This is a genomic window from Bacteriovorax sp. HI3 (assembly GCF_059738875.1).
In genome coordinates, this window is sequence record NZ_AP026946.1 from 534,538 (window position 1) to 560,110 (window position 25,573).

Genomic DNA, 25,573 nt, shown 5'->3' on the forward strand with positions numbered 1-25,573 from the left:
GTTTCATGAAGAAAGTTTCGAGTATCGGAAGTTTAGTAAAAAAGATTTACAGAACTTACTCAGCAGAACTACTAGTCTCATTACAATCAAGAGGATTCACTGACCTAAGACCATCGTTCTTAGAAGTTCTTTTATTCATCTGTGAGCACGACGGACCGTCTATTAAAGAAATCGGTACAGGTTGTGGTCTAAAGAAGCAGACGATGACTTCTCACCTTAATGAGCTTGAAAGCCGCGGCTATATCGAGCGCAGACTTAACTCTCACGACAAACGCGAACAAAATATCTTCCTTACGGAGTATGGCCTGAAATTTAAACTGAACTTGTTTGAATGCATTGGCGATATTGAGAAAAAGTACACCGACTTAATTGGTGACCTTGAACTTAACCGTGTGGAACTCATCTTAAAGAACTTTCATTCTAAGTTGTTAGTTCAACCAGGGCTTTTCGAGCACTTTTCGGACCACTGAGTTATATCAGCAAACTTCCTATTGATTATCCTCCGTACTAATAATAGTATGCGGTAAGTTAGCCTATTCAAATTTTTATTCCTAGGTTGGAATTACTGTTACCTTATTAGGACGGTTTATGAGTTTAACTCTTGCAGATGTTCCTGTTGGAACTAAGGTCGAAGTTGTCGGTTATGAAGGCGAGAGCCTTTATGAATTCAAATTTATTTCTCTTGGGATTCTTCCTGGAGATCATGTCGAAATCAAATCTAAAAGTCTTTTTGGTGGCCCGATTGCTCTTAAGCATGGAGAGTGGAACTTCCTGGCACTGAGAAAAGATTACGCTAATAAAATCATTGTAAAGAAGTTGGGAGAATAAAATGGAAAACGTATTGCTCGTTGGTTTTCCGAACTCTGGTAAATCAACCATTTTTAATATGCTGACAGGCCAGTTGAGAAAAGTTTCCAACTACTCAGGTGTAACCGTTGATTCAGCAAACGCAGAATTAATTTCAAACTCAATCAATGATAAAAAAATAAGTGTGGTTGACCTTCCGGGTGTATACAACCTCGTGCCGACAAGTCTTGATGAAGGAGTTACAACAACTTCACTTATTAAAGACATGTCAAAGTACAAAGCGATCGCCATGATTCTGGACCTTGATCGCTTTGAAGCCTCATTGTCGCTGCTTTTAGCGGTCAAAGAAATTCTTCCAAAGAAAAATATCATTGTTATCGTTAACAAAAATGATCACCTGCTCTTCACAGCAGAGCATGCTAAAAAACTTGAAATCAAAATTGGTTATCCGGTATTAAGTATTTCGGCGATCAATGACGATGAAAAAGAACTGGATAATTTCATCCGCAAATTCGTCACAGATAAAAAAGAGACAGACTCTGCTTTTGAAAAAATCAAAGTTTACCCTGAGTCGACTCAGTATATTCCTGAGTTAAAATCGCAGGAGCACTTTGTAGAAGTGGCCGTAGATGATGTTGTTAAGACGATTAAATCTCATCAAGCAGAGGCGAGAGCAATTATCAACGGGATCTATTCTCACTCTTCTTCTAAAACTAAATTTACTGAAAAGTTAGATGCAATTATGCTTCACAAGGTTTGGGGAAGTTTAATTTTCATCGCAATCTTCTATATCATTTTCCACGCCATTTATTCTTGGGCCGGCCCTATCATGGACCTGACTGAAGCTGGTGTGGGCGCTTTAGGTGATTTCGTTGGGCCACACCTTCCAGAAGGACTTATCAGAAGTGTCGTTATTGATGGTGTGTTTGCCGGAGTTGGAGGAGTGATTGTCTTTCTTCCTCAGATTATGATTCTCTTTTTTTTGCTAAGTTTATTAGAGCAATCAGGCTACATTTCAAGGGCCGCTGTTTTAACTGATAAAGTAATGGGGACATTCGGACTTAACGGAAAGGCTTTCCTTCCTTATATGTCTGGTTTTGCCTGTGCTATTCCAGCGATCATGGCAGCAAGAAGCATTCCGGATCACAAAGAAAGGGCCTGCACGATCATGACGATTCCAATGATCACTTGTAGTGCCAGACTTCCGGTTTATGTTCTTTTAATCGGGACATTCATTCCAAGTGTAACTTACCTGGGCTTTTTAAACTCTCAGGCACTGGCCTTCTTCTTCCTTTATTTCCTTGGAAGCTTTATGGCCTTAATCATCGCCAAGATTTTCAGGCTGACGATTTATAAAGGTGAAACAAGTAACTTCATTATCGATCTTCCTCATTATGAAAAACCTTCTTTTAGATTTGCTGCAAGACAAGCTTTGAGAAAAGGAAAAGTCTTTCTTAAGAAGGCCGGAACAATCATTCTGGGGCTTTCGATTTTAATCTGGATTCTTTCGACTTTCCCTGGATTAAGTGAAGAGCAGACTATCAATAAAACTCCTGAAGAAGTTTCAGCATTAACACTTGAGAACTCTTACCTTGGTCAAGCAGGGAAGCTCATGGAGCCGGTGCTTAAGCCGATGGGGATGAACTGGAAAATGGGAGTTGGGGTTCTCGTGGCCTTTGGAGCACGTGAACTTTTCGTTTCGACTCTGGGAACTGTTTATGCTCTTGGTGATGTTGATGAAGAATCAAGCTCTCTTCGCGATAGACTAAAATCTGAAGTTGACCCGGTCACAGGAAAACCTGTTTTCAATACGGCAGTAGCATGGAGTCTTCTGATTTTCTTCGTCTTTGCTCTTCAGTGTATTAGTACATTGGCGATTCTAAGAAGAGAAATGGGCTCTTGGAAATACCCGGCATTCATGTTTACTTACATGGGGCTCTTGGGCTATGCCGGCGCAACGATTGCTTATCAATTACTAAAATAATTTCTTTTAAACGGGTGCATCTTTATCAGGTGCACTCTTCTCTGATGATTTTCCAGGCCAGAACTCATAGCCCCCCGAAATATTATTGATATTAAAAAATCCTTTTTTTACCAATAACTCACAGGCCGAAATAGAGCGTAGTCCATTTTCTGAGATAACCAGGATAGGAACAGTTTTACTTGGGATTTCTGAAAAACGAACATGCAGCTCTTCAATTGGAATATGAACCGCTTCTTCCAGTCTTGTCCCCTTAAATGACTTTGCTGTCACATCCAGAACAAAAAAATCGATATTAGGATTGTTGTAAATGCTCCATGCTCTTTGAGGAGAGATGTCGTTATAAGGTCTTCCCATCAGGATCATGTGGTCGTCGATTTCTTCGCCGTTTTTAACACGCACTAAATGGTTTCTTTGAAGAGTGATGGAGAAATCCAGCTTTTCATCAATTCGAGAAATGTTCTTTTCAATGTTGTTCAATCTTGAATTGATAAACTCTAGCATCTGGAAGCTTTTTAAATCCACAGTCGACTCCTTCTAGTGTGTGATCTTCCTTCTATTCTACAGGGGAAGACCACCACTGGGGGAGTCGGGCAAAAGCTTCTAGGCTGGCCTCTTAACGGGCGTGAATGAGTTCCAGAATCCTTTTCTGTTGAACAGGAGTCAGGGTCTCAAAATCGCAGTGAAGGCGGTTAACCGCGTGAGATTTAGCAAATTTTGTGAAGAGGTCAGTAGCTTCGTTGATATCGAAAGTGATTTTTTGGTCGCTTCCGAAAAGCTTTCTGACAACTTTCATCGGGTACTTCGAAATACTTGTTTCATCCACATAGTATTTTGAAAGGCGCCCACTTGAAGAGCTTCTGATGAATTCGATGTTTTCCTGTGCCAGGTAGTTCAGGATTTCAGTGAGCTTCTTTTCCTGGTTATCGTTGAAAGATTCGAAGATCTTTTGTGGAACTTGATTCTTCACAACCGCTTCAGCATATTTGTTTTTTGATTTTCTTAAAACCTTCATCAGGAATTGGTCATCGTGTTCGATGTATTCTTCAATACTCGCCGGGATGACGTACTCAGAAGGTGAAGTCCTAAAGTACTTAAAGAGCAATTGCTCCAGGCAGACTGCGCGGTAGTGGAAGTACACCATGATGAACATGTGGTAGCGAGACAGAAGGAAATCATCGAAAGTCACTACGGCCCTTTCGTTAATCCCTAAGTAGGCCATGTCGTTTTCCACGCACACTTCAAGGTTATCAAGCATCCAGTCCAGGTCGTATGAACCGTAGCTTACTCCACAGAAGTAACTGTCGCGAAGCAGATAGTCCATGCGGTCGCAGTCTAGTTCACTTGAAACCAGCTGAGACAAGACAGGGAAGTAGTTAATTCCATCGACTTTAAAATAATCGGGGTCGCTTGTGTGACCAGTGATTAAGTCGGCGATGTGTTTTCTTTGCAGGCCGAATTTTTTTTCAACCAATGAGAATGAGCCGGCAAATGAGCTGTCGACGATAGACTTAATTGTGTAGTCTTCGTGAGTCGCCTGGCGGTCAGTTTTTTGATCTTTAAGAGAGAGGAAGTCTTTCGGAATGTTTAGTTCTGAAAGTTTCGGCATCACCGTTTCTGTCGAGTGAGACAGCGGGGCGTGACCGACATCGTGAAGAAGACAGGCCAGCTTAAAAGTTTCTTTTAATCTCTGGATGTTCTTGTCTTGTAAACGGTGTTTGAAAAGTCTGTCGAAAGCGCTGTTGGCAATATTCATAACACCAATAGAGTGAATGAATCTGGTGTGAGTTGCTCCCGGGAAAACGTATTCAGAAAAACCAAGTTGTTTGATGTTTCTTAAACGCTGAAAAAAATCATCACGGATAATGGGAATTTCTTCATCGAGGATGTGGATAGAGCCATGAACGGGATCGCGAATTTCCATTTTGTTCCTTAAGTTGTCTTTGTCAGACGGTCAACGTTTGCTTCCAGCCATGCCATGATGTCAGACGACTCATGCATAGGATCTCCATCGATAAACAGGCAAGGGACAGTTTTTCTTCCCGTTATCTGAATAAGCTTTTGGAGCGCATTTAGATCTTCATAAATGTCGATCCAGTTAACTTTAATTTTGTGCTTATTAATGACATTTATAACTCTTTGGCAATAAGGACAAGAGTCGAAGTAATAAAAATCTAGTTCAGGGGCTTTCATTTTTATGGCCTTATATAGCAAAAAGGGCTTCCGAAGAAGCCCTCTATAGTTTTACTTTCTAGTAATCATCATCGTCATCGAACGAATCTTCATCGTCACCTGATTTCTTTCCAAGAGCGTATTGCTCATCTTCATCAAGTTCACGGTCTAGGTCATCGTCTTCTGGTTTATCAAAAGCATCGTTGTAACCCCATCCGTAAGAGTAGTTTCCTTCTGTCTGGCTATTGCCCTCATCGTCTTCAGGATCGAACTCTTCTTCAAACTTCGCTCCGCCGCCTTCGCCTTCTTCTTCATCGTCGAAGTCTTCGTCGCCCATGGCCTCATCTACAGTCTCAGTGTCTTCATCGTCACCAAGATCAGCGTCTAGATCGAAGTCATCTTCCATTTCGTCATCGAAATAATCATTCTGTTTGCCTTTTGCACTAACAGGAGTAGCGATGGCGCTTTTATATTTCTTGATAGCTTCTTCTCTTGAAAGAACAGCATCTTTTTTAGGTGCCACTGCTTTAGCAGCTGCTTTTGGTGCTGACTTAGTAGCTGTTGCTTTTTTAGGAGCAGGAGAAGCTTTTTTAGCAACTGCTTTTTTAGGAGCAGGTGCGGCCTTCTTAGCGGCTGCTTTCTTAGGAGCAGGTGCGGCCTTTTTAGCGGCTGCTTTTTTAGGAGCAGGTGCTGCCTTTTTAGCTACTGCTTTTTTTGCAGGAGCGGCCTTTTTAGCTACTGCTTTTTTTGCAGGAGCGGCTTTTTTAGCTGCTGCTTTTTTTGCAGGAGCGGCTTTTTTAGTTACTGCTTTTTTTGCTTTTGGGGCTGCTTTTTTGGCCATTCTGATATCCTCGGATTAGGAAGGTTTTTTTCTTCAAAACTGGAGAAGAGTATATATGGAAATTTGAACTTTTTTCAAGAATTAAAAATCAAGAAAAAAGGGGCTATTAAGATTAGTTGTGGCATCAGATTTGACCGGGTTTTGCATTGGCAAAACAGGCAGGTCTGAGACGGGCTTTGTGTCTGATTCAAGGTACACATTGTCTTTATAACCGCTAATAAGCTTATTTAGTGCAACAAACTTAGTTGAATAGAAGTTTCTGCGCAATGAGTAGGTCCCCGTGTCAGTAGTAACTCCAATAGGGTTCTGAGCAGTCGCATCGGCCCCCGCACCTTGGCGCATTCCTGGGTAATACGCTGTCATTGTCGTATTATTAGGCAGTGGGTTGTAGTAGCTGGTAGTGTAGAATAGGTCGCCGTTAGGCTGGTTGACCTTTTTGTCAATGTATTCAACCATTAGTGATTCAAGCGGAACGATCCCGCATTGAATCTGAGATTTCGTAAAAAAGTGATAAAACTTCGAGGCCATATCGCCGTGGTTACAACCTGCAGGACTAGTTGGGTCAGGGCTGGAAATTTCAGGTGGAATTGCGCTACCACCGGCCGCATTGGCATGGATACTTTGACCGGCCTGGGCACTGAGGTTCGTTGAGTTTCCTTTCCCCTGGTCAAGACTATAAATCTTTCTGGCCACTTCGAGTAAAGCAGCGGTGTAGGCTTCAATCGCCCCTTGGTTGGCACTCATGTAAGTCATAACGATCGTTCCAACTTCAGACGATGTTTTGTAGAGAAGTTCTGGTCCAAGCAAAGGAGCAAAGAGCTGGTATTGAAATGAGTTGGGCATTCCAGTATTCGGGTCCAGGGTTTTTTTCACTCTTGGAGCAGCATTGCTCTTAGCTTCGCCATCGTGAGAAAAATCGGGGATCATATAGTTGGCAGCATCGTATTTTGTCACTCTTCTGGCCGAGACGAGAGCGCGGATCAAATCAGAAGACGTCATGTTTTTACCAGTGAAATCTCCACCCAGTGCCTGTTTTAACTTTCTCACTTGATAAGAGTTATAAAGACCTTGTGATTCTTGAGTGCTCATAAAAGGAGAAATTCTTGGAGTGATAGTCTGAATGCGAGTGACCCCACCAGTGTTTTGAGCTGCAAGGTCGCTGTCTGTGTCGAAATCGTAAATCATATTAGGGATACCGTATGAAATCGGTGAACCCGAACCAGGAACTCCACCAACCAGAGAGTTGATGTCATTGGCCCAGAAAGTTTCGCTTGAAGGAATTGGCATACCCGGAGCATACCCAGTCGATACCTGGATTCTAATTCCTCCGATGTACGAACTGCTTCTCGCGTTTTCGTCTTCTCTTGGGACAACTGATCTGTCGCCATCCGTGAAGTTAAAAAGTCTTGGACCAATTCTTCCACCGTATGGTTTAGCAGCAGCATAGGCAGTCAGTTTAAATGACCCTGATTGATCGCCTTGTAAGCGAGGGAAGAAAAGCCCGGTGAACTCAGCTTCGCCTTTGACTGCATAGTATGTCACGACGGCAGGATTTTTAACGAATCCTAAAAGATAACCAGGAACAGGCATGGCCGATTTAGAAACAAAGCAGCTCGATTCCATTGCTACGTTTGATTCAAACTCGTTTCGAGTCGTCGCAAAAGTAGAGAACATCGTTGCGTAGTTAACTGGCACGGCTTGTAGGTCGAGATAGTGTTTAGTCAAAGCAGTCATACTTGATTCACCAGGGTAAGTGAATGTCGTAGGGATTAAGAATCCTGAAACTGATTTCTCCGGTGCTTGAAAAGGTTGCGGAGAAATTTCTGTGAGTTTAAAAGTCGCTGCTAATTCATCTTGGGCCACACCACCAGAAGAGATGTTGTCTTTGTATTTTCCTCCACCCAGATTCCTGAAGGCAGACATGAAGGCCTTTGTTGGTCTTTCGTTAAGCCCGATATTTTGTCCGACAGAGGCAAAGTTATTCATGTTGTTTGCCGTGATCTCAGCTACAGGAGGACGGTTAACAATCATTTCCAGGTTTCTCATTCTCATTGCCAGCTCAAGAGCTTCTGGCCATGCCCCAGTTCTGTTTGTTGCAATCAGAGGTGCACCAGGAATTTCTTTTAGCCCTGAACTGTAGGCCCATGAAAGAGCAGCAAGGAAGTTAATCTGTGTTCTGGCCGAACAGTTGGCCCCTTTTTCTTCTACCAGTTTGTTGACGAATGCTTCGTGAATTTCTGAAATTCCCGCTACACCAATCGCTGGAAAGCGAGGGATCCCCGGTAGGTTATAAAGTGTACAGATGTCGTTAGAAGAGTTGTTGTGAATACAGATCGTAGGAACGTTGTATTTATCGTAAGCGTTTCCACCTGAACCTAAGTTTGATCCTGAGACGTCGGCGTTAGGTGTTTTTAAAATATAATTTACACGAGTATTCGATGATAGAACGTTGTCTGAAAGATTGTTATTTACTCCCTTAACCAATCCCATCTGCCCCAGAATGTAGTATTTAAACATCCATTCTTTGTAAGTGTTTCTCATCTCCCAGTTTACGTAGGCGATGTTAGAGAGTTGGCGTGCCTGAGTTGCGGCCCCAGAGAAGGCAGCGGCGTCCACAGCGTTTTGCAGGTTGATTTTGGCCTTTACGAAAAGTCCCACGTTTACGATAAACGCAAGCATCCCCATCACCAGCAATAAGGTGACACCCATGAAGATACTGAGCTGTCCGCGGTTACTTTTAATCACTCTATAAAACTCACTGTAGTGTCTCAATGCTACCGAAGGCGAAATTCATGGTCAAACAATACATTGAAATCAGGTGCTCATAGGACCAGTTGGTGGTCCTATGAGTTGGCCCGATTATTGAAGTTGATAAAAACAGTTCTAGAGACCGAGTCTAGATAAAGCGGAACGTTGGTTGTATCTCGGAAATCCCATCACTACCTTCTTCATACCGTGCACGGTGCACTCCACACAATTTCAAACACCAGAACCCGCGGGGGTTCTGGCTCGCCTTATTTTATTGCCCGACCTTCCCGGTATGGGAAAAAATGTGCCCTCTAAAAATGCCCGCCTTCATTGGGTAGAATAGGAGATGGAGGAGCATGTGAGAAATCAACCAAAACCCTTAGTAGAGCGCGTATACAAATACAAAAACAAAGACCGCAATTTTTTCTGTCCGCTTTGCCGTACAGAAAGAAACGTCACTGTATCGCCTAAACTCACTAAGAAAAACCTCCTGCAAATCACCCTGACAACGATTGTTTTAGGGGCCGCTCTATACCCATTTTTTGGGGTAGAGAGTTTCGTGATCTTTTTTGCGATCTGGGGAGCTTTCGAGCTTGCCGTTCGTTCGGATTATAAAAAACAAGTCCCGTGCCCTCACTGTGGCTTTGATGCGACTTGGTATAAACGCGACGTAAAAGTTGCGCGTCAAAAAGTTGCAGAATTCTGGGCGCAAAAACAGCCGGTTAACCCGTCAGTTTCTAATAACCCAGTCAAGCCTTCTTAGGCATTTCGCTCAATTATAAATTGTAAGACATTTCCCCTTTTGCTCCTGTAAAATTTAAAGTTTAATGGCGGTCATTAAACACACACAATGTAGCGGTCAGTTTCATACGTTAGTATTGACCGTGAATAAAACAGGAGATCTCAATGAGTGTTAACAAAGTAATTATCCTTGGACGTCTAGGACAAGACCCAGAGTTGAAATACACTCCAGGTGGAATGGCAGTTTGTAACTTCACACTAGCGACAAGCGAATCATGGGCCGATAAAGCAGGACAAAAACAAGAAAGAACTGAATGGCATAGAATTGTTGTTTGGGGAAAACTTGCTGAGCTTTGCAACCAATACCTAACAAAAGGAAGACAAGCTTACGTTGAAGGATCACTTCAAACTCGTTCATGGGACGATAAGAGCGGTCAAAAACGTTACACAACAGAAATCAACGCTAAGACTATTCAGTTCATCGGTGGAGCAACTGCTGGTGCTGGTGCAAATGCTGGAGCAGGTAAAGATATGAACCAAAGCGGTCCATCTTACGACTCAAGCATGGTTAACCAAGACTACGACATTTCGACAGACACAAACTTCACATCTGACGACATTCCGTTTTAGTCTTTAGTTTTTTTAATTAATCTAAAAAGAAGAAGGGCCTCAATTGAGGCCCTTTTTTATTTCTTGTGACTATTTAAGTAATACGACATCGTCCACTGAGTCCAGTTTGGATTGTGATCCATTTTCTCCAGTGTCTGAAGAATGTAGGCAAGCATATCAGTTGTTGTCACGATACCAGTGATGTCGTGCTCATCATTTTCAACAATCAGCGAAGAGATTTTTTCTCTAATCATTATTTTAGCAACGGCTTTTAAGTCTGTTTTTTCATTCACCATATAAACAGGTGAGTTCATAAAACTTGAAACCTTGTTATCCAGTGGAGTCTCACTGTAGTACTCATCAAGTTTTTTGGCGACCATTGCTTTTTGAACATCGCGGTCACTCAGGATACCGATAATCCTTTGGTTGTGATCAACAACCGGAAGGTGACGAATATCTTTTTCCTTCATCAATCTATAAGCATCAATGATAGGGACGTCGTTGTTAATTGTGATGAGGTCTTTGGACATAATACTTTCAGCATTCATAGTGTCTCTCCTTGATAGTGATAATCTCACTTCGCGGGATGGGCCTCTATGATCTAGCTTAGCTATTAAAATAATTTGAAACATCCTTGAAAAGGATAAGTGACGGATATTTGACTCCCCGGCAATTTTTTCTCATTTTTTCTATTATTTTGCTCAACTTTTTATTCCAAAGCCCGACTTGTTCATTAAACAAGTGAGGTTTTTTATGAAAAAGATGATCGTTTTGATCGGCCTTTTAATGTCCATGACTGCTATGGCAGATGACATTATCAAAATGCCAGTGCAAGACTTCAATCCAACACCAGATATGGATTACATCTATGAAATAAAAACCACGAAGTTTGATAAGGTCATGCTCGATTGCCAGAGCCTTGTGACGGGAATGACGTTCTCGGATAAGGGCCAGCTAAAGAGCAATGTTTATCTGGATATGTTCATGTGTGATGAACTTGTCACTTACCTGATTGAATCTAAGAAAGAAAATCTTCCGGTGTGTATTGGGCTCGATGCTGAGTATAGTGAGCTTTATATTACGAGGGAGACTGGGGAAGAGTGTAATTAATCCGCTTTAAAGATTAAAACTGCCCCCGATTTCCCAATCGAATCATCATTCTTTTTTCCCGCCATGACAAAAAGTCTCTCGGCGCTGATTCCTTTTTTGGCAAGAAGGTTTTGAACAAGCTGAGCTCTCTTAAGTCCAATTTCCTTGTATTGAGCTTCCTCAATAACCGGCTGCTCTTTAGCTCCTTCAACTAGAAATTCTTTTTCAGAGCAAGTTCCTAAGATTTCCAAACGAAGTTCCGGCCTTTCTTCCAATATCCTCGTGACACTATCAATCTTATTTTCATTCCCGACCTTAAAAGTGACTAGCTGGTTTTCAAATTCAATCAGCTGAACTTCTTTTCCAACTCCAAAAACGTCTGCCAGAAAATCAAAAGGAGACATCACGATATTAACGATCATGTTAAAAAGCGCAGTCCTGATGGCACTACCGTAAGAGAATTTAGGAGAGTTCGTTTCTCCTTCAAGAGGAAGGTTGAATTTGATCTGGCCCTTGCGGTCTTTTAGAAGAGCAACGGCAAGTTTTAGAGGAAGATTGGTTGAGTTTTTACTTTCAACTTTTTCTCCTAAAGTAAATTGATCCAGGCGAACTTTGTTTTTCCCTACAATGCGGTTTTTCTTTAAAGTGTAATTGACATCAAGGAAGAGCTTTCCTTTTTTGATCTCATAACCCATGAAGTGGCCAGAGTAGGGAGTGAATGTTGTCATCTCAATATTGGCAAACTTCACATCGAGATTTAAATCGAGAGGCTTGATACTTTGAAAGTAATAACCTTTTGAGGTAAATTTACCTTGGTCTTCCACCATTCCGTTAAGAGCTATATCAATTTTATTTTCTGGATTATTAGAAAGAGGGCCAATATCACCATTGAGAGTGTGGATATGGGCGATAAACTTCGGTTTAATTTGCCAGTCGTTGTAGTCGAGCTGACCATTAATAAGTTTAATTGTGTTAATTTTGTAATTTAAACCGGGCTTCTTTGTTTCGGCAGTTGCTGTCTCTGAAGTTGTCGGTGCAACTTGAGAGGCAGGAGTTGGCTTCATGAGTTCTTTGTAATTTAAAGTCCCATCTGGTTTAAGAAGGACATAACTTTTAAGTTCATCAAAGACCATCGCCTCAAGAGTAAACTTCGCTGGCGCTGTCGAATAAAAAAGTGATTGGAAGTCGGCCTTTTTAATTTTTAAGATATCAGTCTGATCTTTTGTTGAAATAAGAGAGAAGTTGTTAATTTGAGCATCACCTTTTACGCTAAAGACGGCTTTGTCGTAATCAATGTTTCCATTAAAATCGAGACTGCCTTGGTTGAGGCTTAAGTAAGTCGTATTTGACATGTAAGCCGTTAGGAAATTAAGTGGGAACTTCTTTGCTGTTAAGTGAATATCGGCCGAAGGAGGAGAGAGACTCACTTTTCCTTTGAGAAGTAGGCTTCCTTGGTCTCCAAGATTGATAAAAAGACTCTCTAGTGCGGATTGATTTCCAATCGTCGTACTAACGTTCGAGGCCTTTAAGCTCAAAGGCCCAAGAGGAAGATTAACCGGAGTTGGGTAATTAAAGTCTCTAAATTGGAAATAGTCTTTGTCGAAAGAAAGCTTCTTTAAAACCAAAGTCCAGGGAGATCCTGAGGATTCTTTTTTCTCTTCAGGCTTTTTAGGTGCTGAGGATGTCCAATTATTCTTTTGTTGTTTGTAAAAACTTAAATAAACGTGAGCGCCTTCGAAGCTTGCTTCTTTGAAAGTGATCTCTTTAACAAAGAGAGGGAAGATTTCAAGGTTGAGATAAAGGCGATTAAAGGTCAGGCGGCTTTTATCGATCCCTCCAGACGTTGTATCAGGAATGGCGAATTTTTTAACTTCTAATTCAAAAGTATAAGGATTGAAAAAGATTTTTTCGATTTGAACTTTTTCTTTGTAGCTTTCAGTGATGAATTTTTCGACCTGGGATTCCATGATTAATGGAACGATGAAAAAACCAAATAGGGTGTAGAGGACAATGACCCCAATAATAATATTGCGTGGAAGTTTATAAGTTAAAAACGTCAGGGCATTTAATAAGGTTTTCATTGGAGAAGAGTTTAAACTTTTTTAGCTTCTTTGCCTATTGGGATTGAGCTTTCTTCATTTAAATCCATTTGGCTCTTCTTGAATAGAGTTTGAATAACATGGTCGGGATAAATTCTCAAAGGAATTTTTTTATTTGCAATGGAAATCATTTTCGTTTACAAGTTTAAATACTCTTTTTTTTTTGAGACGGTCAGCAGGCAATGTAATAGAAAGATTTATATTTAAAAACCGATAATTCGTATCAATGAAAATAATAGTGACAGTTTTTTTTAAAGTTAAAGTACTTATTAATTATTCCAGGAAGAAATATGAAACTAAAGACAATAAAAATTACGCACTTCAGGGGCATTCACAATCTTGAATTAGATTTAAGGGACTATACGACTATTATAGGACCGAACAACTCTTGCAAGTCGTCAGTGCTCAAGGCTATTGAATTATTTTTAGATCAGTCTAAATTAGCTAAGGATGATTGGCATCAACATGATTTTGATACAGCTATTGAAATTGAAGGTCAGTTTGAAGAGATTCAAAATTGGGAAAGAAGAAAACCAGGAATTGCGTCTTTAGTACAAAACGATAAAATTCTTCTTAGGATGCAAGCCGTTTACGACAAGAAAAATGATAAGATAGAAACGACTTATGAAGCATTTTTACAAGACGAGAAAATTCCAGAATTCGATGATGCAACATGGACTACTTTACCTAAAGAAGTAAAAACATTTGCAGAGGGGCAAGGATTAACTTCCAAGAATTGGAATAGTAAATCTAATAAGGAGACACTCAAGAATTTTATTAGAAAACATCATTCAGATAAGATTATCAAAGGAGAGTCTAAATGGACTTCCGAAGGTATCAGTATTAAGGAAGCACTTAAACAAGCCTTGCCTCAAGTCGTAATAATTTCAGCCTCTTTAAATATTGGAGAAGAATTAAAAACAACGGCGAAGACACCATTTGGTAAATTGCTTGAAACAGTTATATTTCCAGCTTTAAAAAATACAACGGAGTTTGAGAGCTTCGAAACAGCAATGAATAAACTTGTTGCAAAAGTTAAAGGTGACGGGGTTGAACAAATAGATGAAGTTAAAAATTTATCTAAAGATTTGTCAGATCGGATGGATTCGATTTTATCTGGTACTAAAGTAAATCTTACTCTCGCTAATCCAGAAGTATCGAAGATTATAAGTGGCGGTGCTACTGTAAAATTAAATGATGGATTCGAGACTGAAGTAGAAAAGCAGGGACATGGTGCTCAGAGATCTCTTATTTTTGCTTTAATTGAAGTCTTGGCCAAGAGATCCGCTCTTTCTAAGGGGGAGAGGGGAGTAGATGATAAGGAAGAGATACGTTCAACATTACTCCTTTTTGAAGAACCAGAATTGTATCTTCACCCCCATCTTATGAGAAGATTAAAAAGTGCTTTAGAGCAAATTAGTAAATCAGACAGTTGGCAATGTTTATGTACAACCCATTCACCGTTTTTGATTGATGTTGCTAAGGATCCTTTATCATTAATAATTTTGCAAAAGAATGAAAGTAGAAAATTATCATTCAAGCAATTAAAAGCAGATCCTTTTGTCGGAAAGACAAAAGAAAGAGATAGTTTGAGAGCATTGTTGGATTTTCATCCGACTGTCTGTGAATCATTTTTTGCGAAGCAAGTAGTGTTGGTGGAAGGTGATACGGAAATTGCTTTCTTTAGCTTGGTAAAAAACTATCTAGAATATTTAAATATTAGTCCTCACTCCTATGAAAGCACAACTATTGTTTCTTGTGATGGTAAGTGGACTATTGCCCCAATCGCCTTACTTTTGAAAACTTTTGGTATACCTTTCAAAATTATTCATGATGAAGATAGGAAAGGAAGAAGTGATGAAGAATTATTACAAATATCAGGCAGTGATGAATATAAGGCAAATGAAAGAATTTTAGATATTGTTGGCGATGATAAATTAATTTTTAAAGTTGCTGATACATTTGAAAATGTATTGTGGGCAAATGGAGCGCCGTTTAGTAAGGATAAGCCATTTAAAGCATGGAAAGAAACAAAAGCAATATTTGAAGAAGGGAGAATCGAAGAATATGCACAACTAAAAAAAATTTTAAAATTTTCTTATGCATAACAAATGACTGAAAAATATAAAAAAGTGTTCAAAGTAGAGATTTTCTTGAGATGGCTAACGAACACTATGTTTGGCGGTTTTTTGACTGAGGATCTCATTTGGTGTTCTTGTGAATGTTGGAATGTTAAAACTAGGAGGAAAAGATGAACCCAATAACTAGCTATATCGGAGGGATATATTCTGCGGAAGATCTTCAAAAATATATTCTAGAAACTTGTGAGAATCATAAGAGAGATGGACGTGCAGTAGCATTTGCCTTTATTGTTTTTAATTTTTCAAGCCCTGCTATTGGTAAAGTTCTTAGGGATATAGATTACTGGAATGCTTTGAATGAAATTTCAGGAAAATATCTTACAGTTTTTTATTTAAATTACATTGAAGATAAGCATGAAAATAATACTCAAGGGCATATCGGTCTTATGAGTTCAATAGATATTAAAGAGTCTTTCAGGCATACGCAGAACGAGTCAGTGTCAAAAATTTTAAATTTAGAAAAAAATCCTAAAACTCCTTTCGTGTTATTCTTCCAAGCGGATGGCAAAATAATTTCGGATTCATTTATTGTTTCATTGAAAGCCGATAAGGTGGAGGATTCCTTTTTAGAGCTTAATCAGCATATCAAAAATGCCGTAGACTCTTTAAAATTTGTTTCGTCTGAAAATTATCAAAATAGCTCAGAGGTTTTTAATTTGATAAAAAATGGAGTTATGAATAATGGAAAGATGCTGCAATTTTTTAGATCTAATATAAGTACTAAGGTGAGTATCACTGCAATCATTCAATTAATAAAATACTTAGTTTCTTAGATTAGCTTTATGCGAATAAGATTTGTTCTGATCGATTAGAAAATATGGAAAAAATTTACAAAAAGACCAATAGATCGGCAGCACTAAGAGCTTCAAGAAAGTAAAAGCTAATAATGAGAAGATATAAAAATGCAGCATTAACTATATGGCTGTAACCAAAAATTTCTTAGGCTTAAGTTTTAAATAAATGTTTTTTGAGACGGTTAGTAGATTTTTCTCTTAAAGACTATTCTTTATCGCGTCCAAAACATCTTTAATCTGACTAGTCTCACTAATCTCAATAAAGATATCTTCCTGTCCCGCATTACCCAGAACTTCATTAATTTTCTGGAAGATTTCAAACTGCACTTCAGGACTGTCGTCCATTTTCGAGTGCATATCTGAGCGCAACTCATTTGTGACTTCAGTGTATTTTGTATTGCGGGCAACCGTCGGGTCGCCATGAACGAAAGGAAGAATCCCTTCGCCAAAGAAGTTTAGATTGCTTTTAACGTTAATAGGAATGATGGTTTTATTCATCCCAACCGCATCGATTGAAACCAGTAGGTCGATAGGGCGGAAACCGTTTTTCGCTGAGTTTAATTCATTGGCCACTTCAATGGCCGTGTCTCCACCAAAACTGTGTCCTACGAGAACGACAGGTTGATCTGGAGCGTGTTTTTTGATTTCTCCAATGATCTTGTCGTGCTCAGTCCAATCAAAGCGTTTAGCTCCTGGAAAGTTATCAGACATTTCTTTAATCCCATCGCCATTAGAAATCCCAAACATTGAAAAGCCTTCGATGAAAATAACGGCCGGCTTTTTAATGAAGTGAGGAGGGGCGTCTGGTTTTTTATCAGAGATTTTATTTTCAATAGACTTCGTGTTTTTGGGAACAACCACTGGCATAACTGGAGCTTTTGCAATCGCTTTAGCCACTGACGCCGCTTTATCCATTACTGATGAAGAAGGAGTTGATGGTGATGACGATGGCTGCTCTGGTGTTGTTTCGGGTGCGGGTTCTGCTGGAGTTGTTGGAGGAGTTGTCTCCTGAGCTTTCAGCATTTTTGCCTGATCAGTGATTTCTGCTTTCGGCAGACCTTCAGCAGTCTTAGTCGCATTGGCAGCTTCGGCCGGAAGTTTTCCATTTCCTCGAAAAGGTTTTAAGTTTTGGAGATTGGAATTTTTTATCAGAGCTTTGTCTGCTACTTTCGTCATAGCCCTATTATAAAGGTCCTCTGAGTTTTAATCCTGCATAGGTAAATACTCACTGGCCTTTAAATTGGACTATGACACTCAAGTAAGTTTAATCTTCCGCAGTTATGAGTCCCGAGCTGCGGCTGACCCAATAAAGCATTAGGTAATCAGACGAGAAGGACTTCGTAGACTTGTCAGAATTGATATGTACCGGGAAAGGGATGTCCTTCCAGTAATAAGTTGTATTCCAAGTGCTACCTTCAAAGTAAGGGTAGAAGTAAGCTCCCTGTTGAAGCTCGGCCACATTGAAATCCTCTTTCATCTTTCTAAAACCAGTAAGCCCTTTCCAAGGCTGACGAGGCCAGGCTGAGATTGACCAGTCCGGGCGTTTGGGAAGATCTGCACCTGCATTTCCAACAAATCTTGGAGCTGGAACTTCTTTTAATGTCCAAAGAGCTTCGCGTGCTCTTGCTTCAAATTTTTTATCTTTGCGCGCTTTTGGAGAATAAGTATAAGCGACGAGAGTCACAAAACGGCGGTGTCCATTTTTGTAAACGTCATCAAGTTCCATTAAACTCGCTTCCGCTTTTGCATGAATCTTTTTATTGAAATACTCATTTGGGAAAACTTTCATCAACTCTTCTGAAACAAAGTATTGAGACATAATCGAAGACATCGTCAGGTGAATCCCTGACCAGTCTGCAATTCCTTCAATATAAAGTCCGGCATCAAGATGAGTGAAGTTTGAAATGAATGATTCGAAGTTAAGCATCTTCTTTTGAAACGTCAGTAAGCTTTCTTCGTCTTTGTTCCAAAGAGCATCAAGACCTTTGGCGATCCCAAAGTTAAAGCTGCGCTCTTCGATGGCAGTAGCTGAAGGAAAAGACTTAACGGCCTTTTTAATTCTCTCGATGAGTTGCACTTCAGAAGGATCAACCATCTTGTGAGCAAGGGCCAGAGTCAGGAAAATTCCCTTGGCCATGTCGTTGTTTCCTCTCTTCATCCATTTTAGGTGAGAGTACTGACCTGTTCCCTGAATCCATTCATCGCTCCAAACTTCTGAGGCCGGAGAGATGGCCAGTGTTCTGGCAAATTGTTTTGGGTCATTAGGGATTTCAAGTAATGTCAGAGTTCCATTTAAAACTTTTTTAAAGTTGGCCATGGCCTCAGGGTCTTTGGTCATTTGATAACGAACAACTTGCGACCATCCATAAATCCCGGTCCAAAGAGCAGAGTCGCCTTCTGGGCCCATTCCGATTTTGTTACCGTCACTATCGATGCGTGCGACTTCCAGCATTCCGGCATCGTTCATATTTAATTTTTGAGTTTCATTGGCCAGGAAATTTTCTTTGTAAGTCAGAGTGTGGCCATAAGCATTTTTTCTCATCACGGCTTCGGCCAGTGAAAGAGGGTTTACTGTCTTGTTGGTAATTCTTAAAACGTTTTGATTTTTTAAATAGAAGTCAGCATCTGTTTTATCTTCTACCCAAATCTGTTGTCCTTTTTGGAATGCTTCTTTGTCTGCGTAAATTTTAATTTGTGGAAGCTCTCTGTAGGCTTCAATGACTTTGTACATCCCAGCGATTTTTGAAAGCATCGTAATGAAAGGGTGTTTATCTCCATTCCCAACGAAGCTCGTTCTTTGGTCTACCCATAGTGGATTTTGTCCGGCATCTTTTAGACGTGTCCATGTTTCCTTGATAACACCGTCACCTTTAAGTGTTGTAGAAAATTCTGAAGTTAATCCTGCTAGAGGAAGAGTGACTTTAACAGGGATGAGTTCTTCTTTAGTCGCATCGTAGTCTTCGAAACGAGTCAGGACATTCGAAAGGGAAAGAGAAAAATCAAAACCACTAGGTGTAACTTTTCCAGACCATACTGATTCAACGGCCATGCCTTGATAAGAGTAATTTTTCCATTTTACGATACGCTGAACAGCTCCGCCACGAACCCAGGCCCTTCCAGTGTATTCACCTTTAGTGTCGCTGACACCGACAATTTCATATTCACCATCAGGCGAGTGAACTTGAGCAATAGTCCTCGATGGACTATACCCATGGTTAAAGTAGTGGAAGCTGACAACCGCAGGGACTGCCAGAATACAAAAAAAGAAGAGTGAATGTTTAAACGTTTTCATAAGGAACTTATCGTCAGGCGATAGTATTCCTTGAAATGTTTAGTCTTCGACTTTGAAGTCCTTTAAAAGATTCCCAAGCGATGACTTTAACTCTTTATTATTGCTACCAGTGGCCTTTGGGGCCGGAGGGGCTTCGTGAGTAGAAGAAGGAGAGGCCTTCTTGTCCTCATCAATATAATGAGTGAAGCTTGGAAGTTCGCTCTTATACACAATGCGATCCATGTGTTTTACAAACCCGCTCCAGTGGCCTGTGCTTGAATCGTGTTTTTTGATTTGTTCAAGTGAGCCCATCTTAGAGTCCATTAAATCAATTAAGTGAACGAGATAAGCTTCTGATGTGTTCGGGATTTTTGGAGATCCGTATTCGTATTCACCGTGATGAGCGAGCAGAATGTGCTTGATGTGCATCTTCATGTTGTATGGGAAATTTTTAATTTTAGCGGCGTAGTGATCGACGATTTCAAGTCCTTTTACCAGGTGACCAACGAGTTTTCCTTCCTCTGTGTAATCGACAACCGGGCCTTCTGTGAGTTCGTAAATTTTGCAAAGATCATGCAGAATACAACCGGCCACAACGTACGATTTATTCACCTTATAATGAGGAGAAAGAATCACCGCGAGTTTGGTACAAGAGAGAATATGTTCTAAAAGACCTGATTGGTAAGCATGGTGAATGCTCTTTCCCGCTTGCCAGATTTTAAGACGGCGAGCGATTTCCGGGTCGTGAAGAATCGAATTTAACAGGTCCTTGATATAGACTTCCTCAAGAGTTTCGACGATATCTAAAAGTTCCTGAAACATTTTTTCCGGAGCACTTCCGGCCTTTTGAATATAGTCTTCGCGGTTGAATTGCTCTTCCCCGAGTTTAGAAAGTTCATTTACGATGAGCTGTAGACGACCTTGGAATTGGTTGATCTTGCCGTTGACGATGACCACATCACCTGAGCGGATTTGTCCGATAATCGTTTCGGCCCCATGCCACTTGCGGGCTTCAATTTCTCCAGACTTATCGGCCAAAATGATATTGAGATAGCTTTTTCCATCCTTTCCTTCGGCGCTATTGATGTATTTTACCAAAAAAGGAGAGAGGACATCGTCTTTTGAACCAAGCTGATTGATGAATTGGGTCTTATTCAAGGGGGAACTCCTAAAGGTCTGTGACATTTAAACCGAAAATCTTTAAGGAGATTTTCATGTCAAAACTAATGTATTTAATCACATTTTTATCGGTTGTTCTTTTTAATTCTGAAACTTCTTTTGGGCAAGAGCTAAAGAAAGAATTAGGAGTTTGTGGAAAGAGCATGAGCGCTATTTTTAAGATCGCACAAAAAGCACCACCTGTGCTCGATGGCGCTTTTATGAAAGAAGATGAGTTCTGTGACAACGGTCGCTATGAAGAGAATGCTAATTTCATTATTAGGCTCTACAACGCTGAAGATAAACTTGTTTACGACAAGCGCGTCTACTTAAATCCAATGGTTTTTCATGAAGGCTTCACTGATAAAAAAGACCCTGGGGCGATTAAGAAAACAAAGATCACTCAAGATGCAAACTCGCGCATCGTAAAATTCCCGGTCTCTAAAGAAATGGGAACAATTTCAAAGTATAAAATTGAATCGCTTGAAGATAAAAAGACTTACGAAATGCAAAAAATAAAGTGGTAGTTATGAAAAAGAATTTAAAACAAATCGCACTGGCAACTTTTGTTCTGGGGATGACTCAGTCAGCGCATGCTTATAAGTATGTCATTTACACTGATGAAACAATCACCAAAAAATCAGAAGAAGTCGCAGAGATGATGAAATCAACTTACCCCTTCAACAAATTTGATGTGGAGGTTGAAATTGTTCGCGTCTCTCCTGAGGAGTTGGATTGCGGAAGCTCTCTGGGAATCGACCGCCTGGTGACGTGTAAAAATTCAGACAGCATTCAGGCCCAGGCCGCCAGACGCGGCGGGGATCAGGCCATGATTGTAAAGAATATGAGCAAGTGGGGTGGGTCGAGCTCTGTTGGTGGCGGTGTCCCGGTTATTACGACGGGAACAAGTTCAAGGGCCATGCTACACGAGTATATGCATACACTGGGTCTTTGCGACGAGTATGAATACAGCGCTTCTGAAGCCGAGATTTATTGTGAAAGAGAAAGAAATACGCCCAATCTAGCCTTCATCACTCCACAGCCTTCTTATGGTAGTGACCCGGAAGCTAAAGGATTGCACGGAGGAAGTATTCCTTGGAATAGTGACATTTTAGCAACAACTCCGATTACCACTGCCGGTCAGTTGGGAACAGGGGCCGTTGATTTTAAAAAACAAGCTCCACAAAACAACTCGACAATGGCGATGGTCCTTGCTGAGCCAACAGGCCTTTATCGCGGACAAGTCTGCAACAAGGCCAAAACTCCAAGATACTCATGGCACCCGGGGGGAACTTCAACAGTTATGAATAATGTCGACGCAGGGCTTGGGGCTCCGCTGGAGAGAATTGTTGAAAGACTTCTTATTTCTAAAGGGGTCGACAAAAAGCTTCAGTTCGCTGAGAGCGAACCGAATGTTTCAGATGAAAAGAAAAATGAAGAAAGAGGAGGAGATATCGTTGTCGATTCGAAGCCTCAAACCTCAATTAACGACACGGCCAGAGGCCTTTTCAAGTCGTTCTTCTCGTGGATTAAAGAGCTCTTTGAGTCTATCGGGCGCTCTCTGTCTCGCTAATCGAAGTATTTCAGTCAATTTCCGGGGCGAAAGCCCCGCATTATTTAAATAAATCATGCTTAATCACCGGGTACGGCCCGGTGCGTTTTTTAGGTGTAATTTTCCTCTCAAAAACTTCTGTCAAAACTTCCATTGACCTTTTACACTACACTCTCTACAAGTATAAAAAATTGACGAATTTTCGCTTTATACGCCTACATATTTCATGGAGTTTTTATGACTAAAATTAAAGTTGGTATTAACGGAATGGGACGCATCGGAAGAACTGTTTTACGCGAGTTCTTCAACCGCAATGAATCTGAATTCGAAATCGTTGCAGTTAACAACCCTGGTAAAGCAGAACAATACGTTCACCTTCTAAAATATGATTCAGTTCACGGACCATTTCAAGGTGATGTTCATCTTGAAGGTGATAGCCTGAGTGTTAATGGTAAACTTCTAAAATTCTACTCTCAAAAAGATCCATCAGAAATTCCTTGGGGAGATCTTGGAGTTCAAGTTGTTATCGATTCAACTGGTGTATTCAAAGATAAAGAAGGTCTTTCAAAACACATGCATGGAACTGTTAAAAAAGTTATTATGTGTGCTCCTGGTAAAGGACTTGATGCAACTTTCGTAATGGGTGTTAACCACAATATTTACGATGCTTCAAAACACCACGTAATCTCAAACGCATCTTGTACAACAAACTGTCTTGCTCCAATCGTAAAAGTTCTTAACGAAAAATTTGGAATTGAAACTGGATTCATGACAACTGTTCACTCATACACATCTGATCAAATGCTTCTTGATGGATCACACTCTGATCCTCGTCGCGCTCGCGCAGCTGCTATGTCGATCATTCCAACGACAACAGGGGCAGCTAAGACTGTAGGGGAAATCATTCCTGAGCTAAAAGGGAAACTGGATGGATACTCTTTCCGCGTTCCAACTCCAAACGTTTCTCTAACAGACTTCGTGGCAACACTTAAGAAGCCTGCAAGTGCATCTGAAATCAACGCTGCTCTAAAAGAAGCAAGTGAAACATCTCTAAAAGGAATTCTACGTTACGAAACAGAAGAACTTGTTTCTGTAGACTTCATGGGAATGAGACACTCTTCATGTTTAGATGCTTCTTTAACTAACGTGATTGGAAACACTGTAAAAGTAGTTTCTTGGTACGATAACGAAGCTGGATTCTCAAACCGTGTTCTTGACCTTGTTAAGTTCATCGGTTCAAAAGGACTTTAATCCATGGCCTTAAAATTTATTACTGAAGAAAGTTTTAAAACACTCGCTAAGGACAAAAAAGTCCTGGCGAGATTTGATTTCAACGTTCCAATGGATAAAAAAGATCCAACGGTCATTGCTGACACGACAAGAATCGATGAAGCGATCCCAACGATCAAAGCTATCCTGGAAGCTGGAGCAAAAAAAGTTATCCTGATGAGTCACTTCGGTAGACCAAAAGGAAAAGTGGATATGCAATATTCACTTGAACCAGTGGCAAAATGCCTGGCAGAAAAATTAGGAATGGAAGTGACGTTGACTGAAACGGCACTTGACCGTGGAATCAAAACTCTTCTAGGTCTTAATGAATCGAAAATCATCCTGCTTCAAAACCTTCGTTTCCACGCAGAGGAAGAAAGCAACGACCGTGAATTCGCTCGTCAGCTTTCAACTTACGGGGACGTTTTTGTGTTCGACGCTTTTGGTGCCGCTCACAGAAAACACGCTTCAACTTACGAGATCAATGCATTCTTCAAGAACAAAGCTTATGGCGGACTTCTTCTAAAGCGCGAAGTTGAATCTCTAGACCGCATTGTAAAAGACCCTAAAAAGCCTTTTGTTGCTGTTGTTGGTGGAGCAAAGGTAAGTGATAAGATCAAGATCATCGAAGCACTTCTTATCTCAGTTGATAAGCTTTTAATCGGTGGAGCTATGGCCTACCCATTCTTAAAAGCTCAAGGTCACACGATCGGGAAGTCACTTTGTTCAGACGAAGATGTTTCACTGGCAAAAAGAATTCTTAATATGCCGTCAAAGAATAAGATCGTTCTTCCAAGCGATCACCTGTGCTCTTTAACTTTTGGTGGAGAGCCGGTTGAGGTAGGGCAGACGAACATTGGTGACGATTTAATCGGTCTGGATATCGGTCCATCGACAATCGTTAACTACAATGACTACTTAAGAAACGCTAAGACTGTTCTATGGAATGGTCCAATGGGTCTTTTTGAAAATAAAGCTTACGCAAAAGGAACACTAGGGATTGCAAAAACATTATCTGAACTAGACGCCTTCACACTTGTGGGTGGTGGTGATTCAGTTAATGCTGTAAACCAGTCAGGTCTTGCGAGCAAAATGTCTCACATCTCTACAGGTGGTGGGGCTTCTCTTGAGTACATTGAAAACGGGACTCTTCCTGGTATTCAAGCTCTTAAATTCGGTATTGATTAGTCTTATTATTGCCTTTTAGCAGAATTAGTTGTTTCATATTTAGAACACAACGACATTCTGGTAAAAGGCAATGCATAGGTCCACTCCTAAAATTCTTTCACTCGGTTTATCACATCCCCAAAATAAGTTCTCCCAGAATGAAATCGCCGCTCTTATGAATGTGACGAGCGAGAAATCAAAACGCTTTTTTAAACATGAGCATATTGAAAACCGCTACCTGACATTATCTAAAAATGATTTTGCTGAAGAGTCTGTCTTTAACCTTCGTGAGAAGTTTAAAAAGAATGCGATTGAACTCATTGGCGTTGCTGTTGAGAAGGCCTTAAAACAAATAGGTCTAGGTCCTTCAGACATTGATTATGTTTGTTGTGTGACTTCAACCGGCTTTCTTGTTCCAGGACTTTCTGCACTTATTTTAGAACCATTAAAATTCAGAAACAATACTCAGAGACTCGACATCGTCGGCATGGGTTGTAATGCCGGATTAAACGGTTTAAATGCAGTTGCGAGCTGGGTGAATAATAACCCAGGGAAAAAGGCCTTACTCATTTGTTGTGAGCTTTGTTCGTCGATCTATACCTTAGATGACAGCGAGAGCACGGCATTGGTCAACAGCCTCTTTGGCGATGGCGTGGCCGTCGCTTTAGTTGAACAAAAAGAAGAGAGTGGAGAGGCTTCGATCTTAGGATTTGAAAGTTACTTAATCCCGGACTCACTTCCAATGCTTCGCTTTGATTGGGATGAAGAGAAAAACCGCTACCGCTTTTTTATCGGCAAAGAGACTCCAAAATTCCTGGCCCGGGAAGTTGAGAGGCCACTGAATACTCTTTTAGATCGCTTCAAACTAAAAAGAGAAGATATCTCTCATTGGATTGTTCATTCAGGAGGCGCAAGCATTCTTGATGGCATCGAAGAGAAGTTAGGATTTAAGAAATCTGATCTTCGCCACACGCGCACGATTCTAAAAAACTACGGCAACATTTCCAGTGGAAGTTTTCTTTTTAGCTACCAGGAACTTCTCAATGAAGGAAGTGTCAAAAAAGGTGATTACGGCATCATGATCACCATGGGACCCGGGCTGACAATTGAAATGTCCCTTTTAACCTGGTGATT

The 25,573-nt window shown here is 40.6% G+C and carries 23 protein-coding genes; 13 read left to right on the forward strand and 10 right to left on the reverse strand.

The genetic code is table 11. The features are described 5' to 3' along the window. The first annotated feature begins 5 nt into the window (after window positions 1-5). The 3 genes from AC6JA8_RS02535 to feoB all read left to right on the forward strand — a co-directional run bounded on the left by AC6JA8_RS02535 (window position 6) and on the right by feoB (window position 2,791). Entirely contained in the window at window positions 6-470 is a 465-nt protein-coding gene (locus tag AC6JA8_RS02535) for a MarR family winged helix-turn-helix transcriptional regulator (RefSeq protein WP_102242293.1), read from the forward strand. A gap of 118 nt (window positions 471-588) precedes the next feature. Continuing rightward, on the forward strand, window positions 589-828 hold the full coding sequence (locus AC6JA8_RS02540) for a FeoA family protein (protein WP_102242294.1): 240 nt from the start codon (window positions 589-591) through the stop codon (window positions 826-828). A gap of 1 nt (window position 829) precedes the next feature. Continuing rightward, a complete protein-coding gene (gene feoB / locus AC6JA8_RS02545; protein ID WP_497975623.1) occupies window positions 830-2,791 on the forward strand; it encodes a ferrous iron transport protein B in 1,962 nt (653 codons plus the stop codon). A gap of 6 nt (window positions 2,792-2,797) precedes the next feature. Here feoB and AC6JA8_RS02550 read toward each other — a convergent pair whose 3' ends face one another. From AC6JA8_RS02550 to AC6JA8_RS02570, 5 genes are all read right to left on the reverse strand, one after another. Then, on the reverse strand, window positions 2,798-3,313 hold the full coding sequence (locus tag AC6JA8_RS02550) for a rhodanese-like domain-containing protein (RefSeq protein ID WP_102242296.1): 516 nt from the start codon (window positions 3,311-3,313) through the stop codon (window positions 2,798-2,800). Between the two features lie 91 nt (window positions 3,314-3,404). Next, the gene (locus tag AC6JA8_RS02555) at window positions 3,405-4,712 is read right to left on the reverse strand and encodes an HD domain-containing protein (RefSeq protein WP_497975624.1); all 1,308 of its coding nucleotides are present in this window, start codon (window positions 4,710-4,712) and stop codon (window positions 3,405-3,407) included. A gap of 8 nt (window positions 4,713-4,720) precedes the next feature. Further along, complete coding sequence (locus tag AC6JA8_RS02560) at window positions 4,721-4,981, reverse strand: glutaredoxin family protein (protein ID WP_102242298.1); 261 nt, start codon at window positions 4,979-4,981, stop codon at window positions 4,721-4,723. Window positions 4,982-5,039: 58 nt separating this feature from the next. Beyond that, window positions 5,040-5,801 (reverse strand): histone protein, encoded by a 762-nt coding sequence (locus tag AC6JA8_RS02565; RefSeq protein ID WP_497975625.1) that lies wholly within the window; start codon window positions 5,799-5,801, stop codon window positions 5,040-5,042. Between the two features lie 81 nt (window positions 5,802-5,882). Continuing rightward, window positions 5,883-8,573 carry a Tad domain-containing protein gene (locus tag AC6JA8_RS02570; RefSeq protein ID WP_497975626.1) on the reverse strand — a complete coding sequence of 897 codons (2,691 nt, stop codon included), beginning with the start codon at window positions 8,571-8,573 and terminating at the stop codon, window positions 5,883-5,885. Between the two features lie 334 nt (window positions 8,574-8,907). On the opposite strand from AC6JA8_RS02570, the gene AC6JA8_RS02575 reads away from it, so the two are divergent. Both AC6JA8_RS02575 and AC6JA8_RS02580 read left to right on the forward strand, forming a co-directional pair. Then, complete coding sequence (locus AC6JA8_RS02575) at window positions 8,908-9,312, forward strand: hypothetical protein (protein ID WP_497975627.1); 405 nt, start codon at window positions 8,908-8,910, stop codon at window positions 9,310-9,312. Window positions 9,313-9,449: 137 nt separating this feature from the next. Further along, window positions 9,450-9,920: a single-stranded DNA-binding protein gene (locus AC6JA8_RS02580; protein WP_102242302.1), complete on the forward strand. Its 471-nt coding sequence runs from the start codon at window positions 9,450-9,452 to the stop codon at window positions 9,918-9,920. Between the two features lie 56 nt (window positions 9,921-9,976). Here AC6JA8_RS02580 and AC6JA8_RS02585 read toward each other — a convergent pair whose 3' ends face one another. Beyond that, a complete protein-coding gene (locus tag AC6JA8_RS02585; RefSeq protein ID WP_497975628.1) occupies window positions 9,977-10,447 on the reverse strand; it encodes a CBS domain-containing protein in 471 nt (156 codons plus the stop codon). A gap of 205 nt (window positions 10,448-10,652) precedes the next feature. On the opposite strand from AC6JA8_RS02585, the gene AC6JA8_RS02590 reads away from it, so the two are divergent. Continuing rightward, complete coding sequence (locus AC6JA8_RS02590; RefSeq protein ID WP_497975629.1) at window positions 10,653-11,009, forward strand: hypothetical protein; 357 nt, start codon at window positions 10,653-10,655, stop codon at window positions 11,007-11,009. On the opposite strand, the gene AC6JA8_RS02595 is transcribed toward AC6JA8_RS02590, so the two are convergent. Then, entirely contained in the window at window positions 11,006-13,069 is a 2,064-nt protein-coding gene (locus AC6JA8_RS02595) for a DUF748 domain-containing protein (protein ID WP_497975630.1), read from the reverse strand. The genes AC6JA8_RS02590 and AC6JA8_RS02595 overlap by 4 nt on opposite strands. 308 nt (window positions 13,070-13,377) lie before the next feature. On the opposite strand from AC6JA8_RS02595, the gene AC6JA8_RS02600 reads away from it, so the two are divergent. Together AC6JA8_RS02600 and AC6JA8_RS02605 are read left to right on the forward strand one after the other, a co-directional pair. Continuing rightward, window positions 13,378-15,195 carry an ATP-dependent nuclease gene (locus AC6JA8_RS02600; RefSeq protein WP_497975631.1) on the forward strand — a complete coding sequence of 606 codons (1,818 nt, stop codon included), beginning with the start codon at window positions 13,378-13,380 and terminating at the stop codon, window positions 15,193-15,195. A 143-nt stretch (window positions 15,196-15,338) separates the two neighbouring features. Continuing rightward, a complete protein-coding gene (locus AC6JA8_RS02605; RefSeq protein ID WP_497975632.1) occupies window positions 15,339-16,001 on the forward strand; it encodes a hypothetical protein in 663 nt (220 codons plus the stop codon). Between the two features lie 219 nt (window positions 16,002-16,220). Here the strand turns inward: AC6JA8_RS02605 and AC6JA8_RS02610 are convergent, their stop codons facing one another. The 3 genes from AC6JA8_RS02610 to AC6JA8_RS02620 form a co-directional block, all read right to left on the reverse strand. Next, on the reverse strand, window positions 16,221-17,198 hold the full coding sequence (locus tag AC6JA8_RS02610; RefSeq protein WP_497975633.1) for a thioesterase domain-containing protein: 978 nt from the start codon (window positions 17,196-17,198) through the stop codon (window positions 16,221-16,223). An 88-nt stretch (window positions 17,199-17,286) separates the two neighbouring features. Next, on the reverse strand, window positions 17,287-19,314 hold the full coding sequence (locus AC6JA8_RS02615; RefSeq protein ID WP_497975634.1) for a hypothetical protein: 2,028 nt from the start codon (window positions 19,312-19,314) through the stop codon (window positions 17,287-17,289). 39 nt (window positions 19,315-19,353) lie between these two features. Further along, window positions 19,354-20,451 carry a 3'-5' exoribonuclease YhaM family protein gene (locus AC6JA8_RS02620; protein ID WP_497975635.1) on the reverse strand — a complete coding sequence of 366 codons (1,098 nt, stop codon included), beginning with the start codon at window positions 20,449-20,451 and terminating at the stop codon, window positions 19,354-19,356. A gap of 56 nt (window positions 20,452-20,507) precedes the next feature. Between AC6JA8_RS02620 and AC6JA8_RS02625 the strand changes: the two genes are divergently transcribed. The 5 genes from AC6JA8_RS02625 (at window position 20,508) to AC6JA8_RS02645 (ending at window position 25,571) form a co-directional block, all read left to right on the forward strand. Next, entirely contained in the window at window positions 20,508-20,978 is a 471-nt protein-coding gene (locus tag AC6JA8_RS02625) for a hypothetical protein (protein WP_497975636.1), read from the forward strand. Between the two features lie 2 nt (window positions 20,979-20,980). After that, a complete protein-coding gene (locus AC6JA8_RS02630; protein WP_497975637.1) occupies window positions 20,981-22,024 on the forward strand; it encodes a hypothetical protein in 1,044 nt (347 codons plus the stop codon). A 216-nt stretch (window positions 22,025-22,240) separates the two neighbouring features. Beyond that, on the forward strand, window positions 22,241-23,254 hold the full coding sequence (gene gap / locus AC6JA8_RS02635) for a type I glyceraldehyde-3-phosphate dehydrogenase (protein ID WP_497975638.1): 1,014 nt from the start codon (window positions 22,241-22,243) through the stop codon (window positions 23,252-23,254). 3 nt (window positions 23,255-23,257) lie between these two features. Beyond that, window positions 23,258-24,460 (forward strand): phosphoglycerate kinase, encoded by a 1,203-nt coding sequence (locus AC6JA8_RS02640; protein ID WP_497975639.1) that lies wholly within the window; start codon window positions 23,258-23,260, stop codon window positions 24,458-24,460. A gap of 70 nt (window positions 24,461-24,530) precedes the next feature. Continuing rightward, entirely contained in the window at window positions 24,531-25,571 is a 1,041-nt protein-coding gene (locus AC6JA8_RS02645; RefSeq protein WP_497975640.1) for a type III polyketide synthase, read from the forward strand. The last annotated feature ends 2 nt before the right edge of the window (window positions 25,572-25,573 follow it).

Bases quoted from the DNA above. Each gene is read 5' to 3' on its own strand.
- AC6JA8_RS02535 (WP_102242293.1), top strand. From the start codon at position 6: ATGAAGAAAGTTTCGAGTATCGGAAGTTTAGTAAAAAAGATTTACAGA.
- AC6JA8_RS02540 (WP_102242294.1), top strand. From the start codon at position 589: ATGAGTTTAACTCTTGCAGATGTTCCTGTTGGAACTAAGGTCGAAGTT.
- feoB (WP_497975623.1), top strand. From the start codon at position 830: ATGGAAAACGTATTGCTCGTTGGTTTTCCGAACTCTGGTAAATCAACC.
- AC6JA8_RS02555 (WP_497975624.1), bottom strand. From the start codon at position 4,712: ATGGAAATTCGCGATCCCGTTCATGGCTCTATCCACATCCTCGATGAA.
- AC6JA8_RS02560 (WP_102242298.1), bottom strand. From the start codon at position 4,981: ATGAAAGCCCCTGAACTAGATTTTTATTACTTCGACTCTTGTCCTTAT.
- AC6JA8_RS02565 (WP_497975625.1), bottom strand. From the start codon at position 5,801: ATGGCCAAAAAAGCAGCCCCAAAAGCAAAAAAAGCAGTAACTAAAAAA.
- AC6JA8_RS02585 (WP_497975628.1), bottom strand. From the start codon at position 10,447: ATGAATGCTGAAAGTATTATGTCCAAAGACCTCATCACAATTAACAAC.
- AC6JA8_RS02590 (WP_497975629.1), top strand. From the start codon at position 10,653: ATGAAAAAGATGATCGTTTTGATCGGCCTTTTAATGTCCATGACTGCT.
- AC6JA8_RS02595 (WP_497975630.1), bottom strand. From the start codon at position 13,069: ATGAAAACCTTATTAAATGCCCTGACGTTTTTAACTTATAAACTTCCA.
- AC6JA8_RS02600 (WP_497975631.1), top strand. From the start codon at position 13,378: ATGAAACTAAAGACAATAAAAATTACGCACTTCAGGGGCATTCACAAT.
- AC6JA8_RS02605 (WP_497975632.1), top strand. From the start codon at position 15,339: ATGAACCCAATAACTAGCTATATCGGAGGGATATATTCTGCGGAAGAT.
- AC6JA8_RS02610 (WP_497975633.1), bottom strand. From the start codon at position 17,198: ATGACGAAAGTAGCAGACAAAGCTCTGATAAAAAATTCCAATCTCCAA.
- AC6JA8_RS02615 (WP_497975634.1), bottom strand. From the start codon at position 19,314: ATGAAAACGTTTAAACATTCACTCTTCTTTTTTTGTATTCTGGCAGTC.
- AC6JA8_RS02625 (WP_497975636.1), top strand. From the start codon at position 20,508: ATGTCAAAACTAATGTATTTAATCACATTTTTATCGGTTGTTCTTTTT.
- AC6JA8_RS02630 (WP_497975637.1), top strand. From the start codon at position 20,981: ATGAAAAAGAATTTAAAACAAATCGCACTGGCAACTTTTGTTCTGGGG.
- gap (WP_497975638.1), top strand. From the start codon at position 22,241: ATGACTAAAATTAAAGTTGGTATTAACGGAATGGGACGCATCGGAAGA.
- AC6JA8_RS02640 (WP_497975639.1), top strand. From the start codon at position 23,258: ATGGCCTTAAAATTTATTACTGAAGAAAGTTTTAAAACACTCGCTAAG.
- AC6JA8_RS02645 (WP_497975640.1), top strand. From the start codon at position 24,531: ATGCATAGGTCCACTCCTAAAATTCTTTCACTCGGTTTATCACATCCC.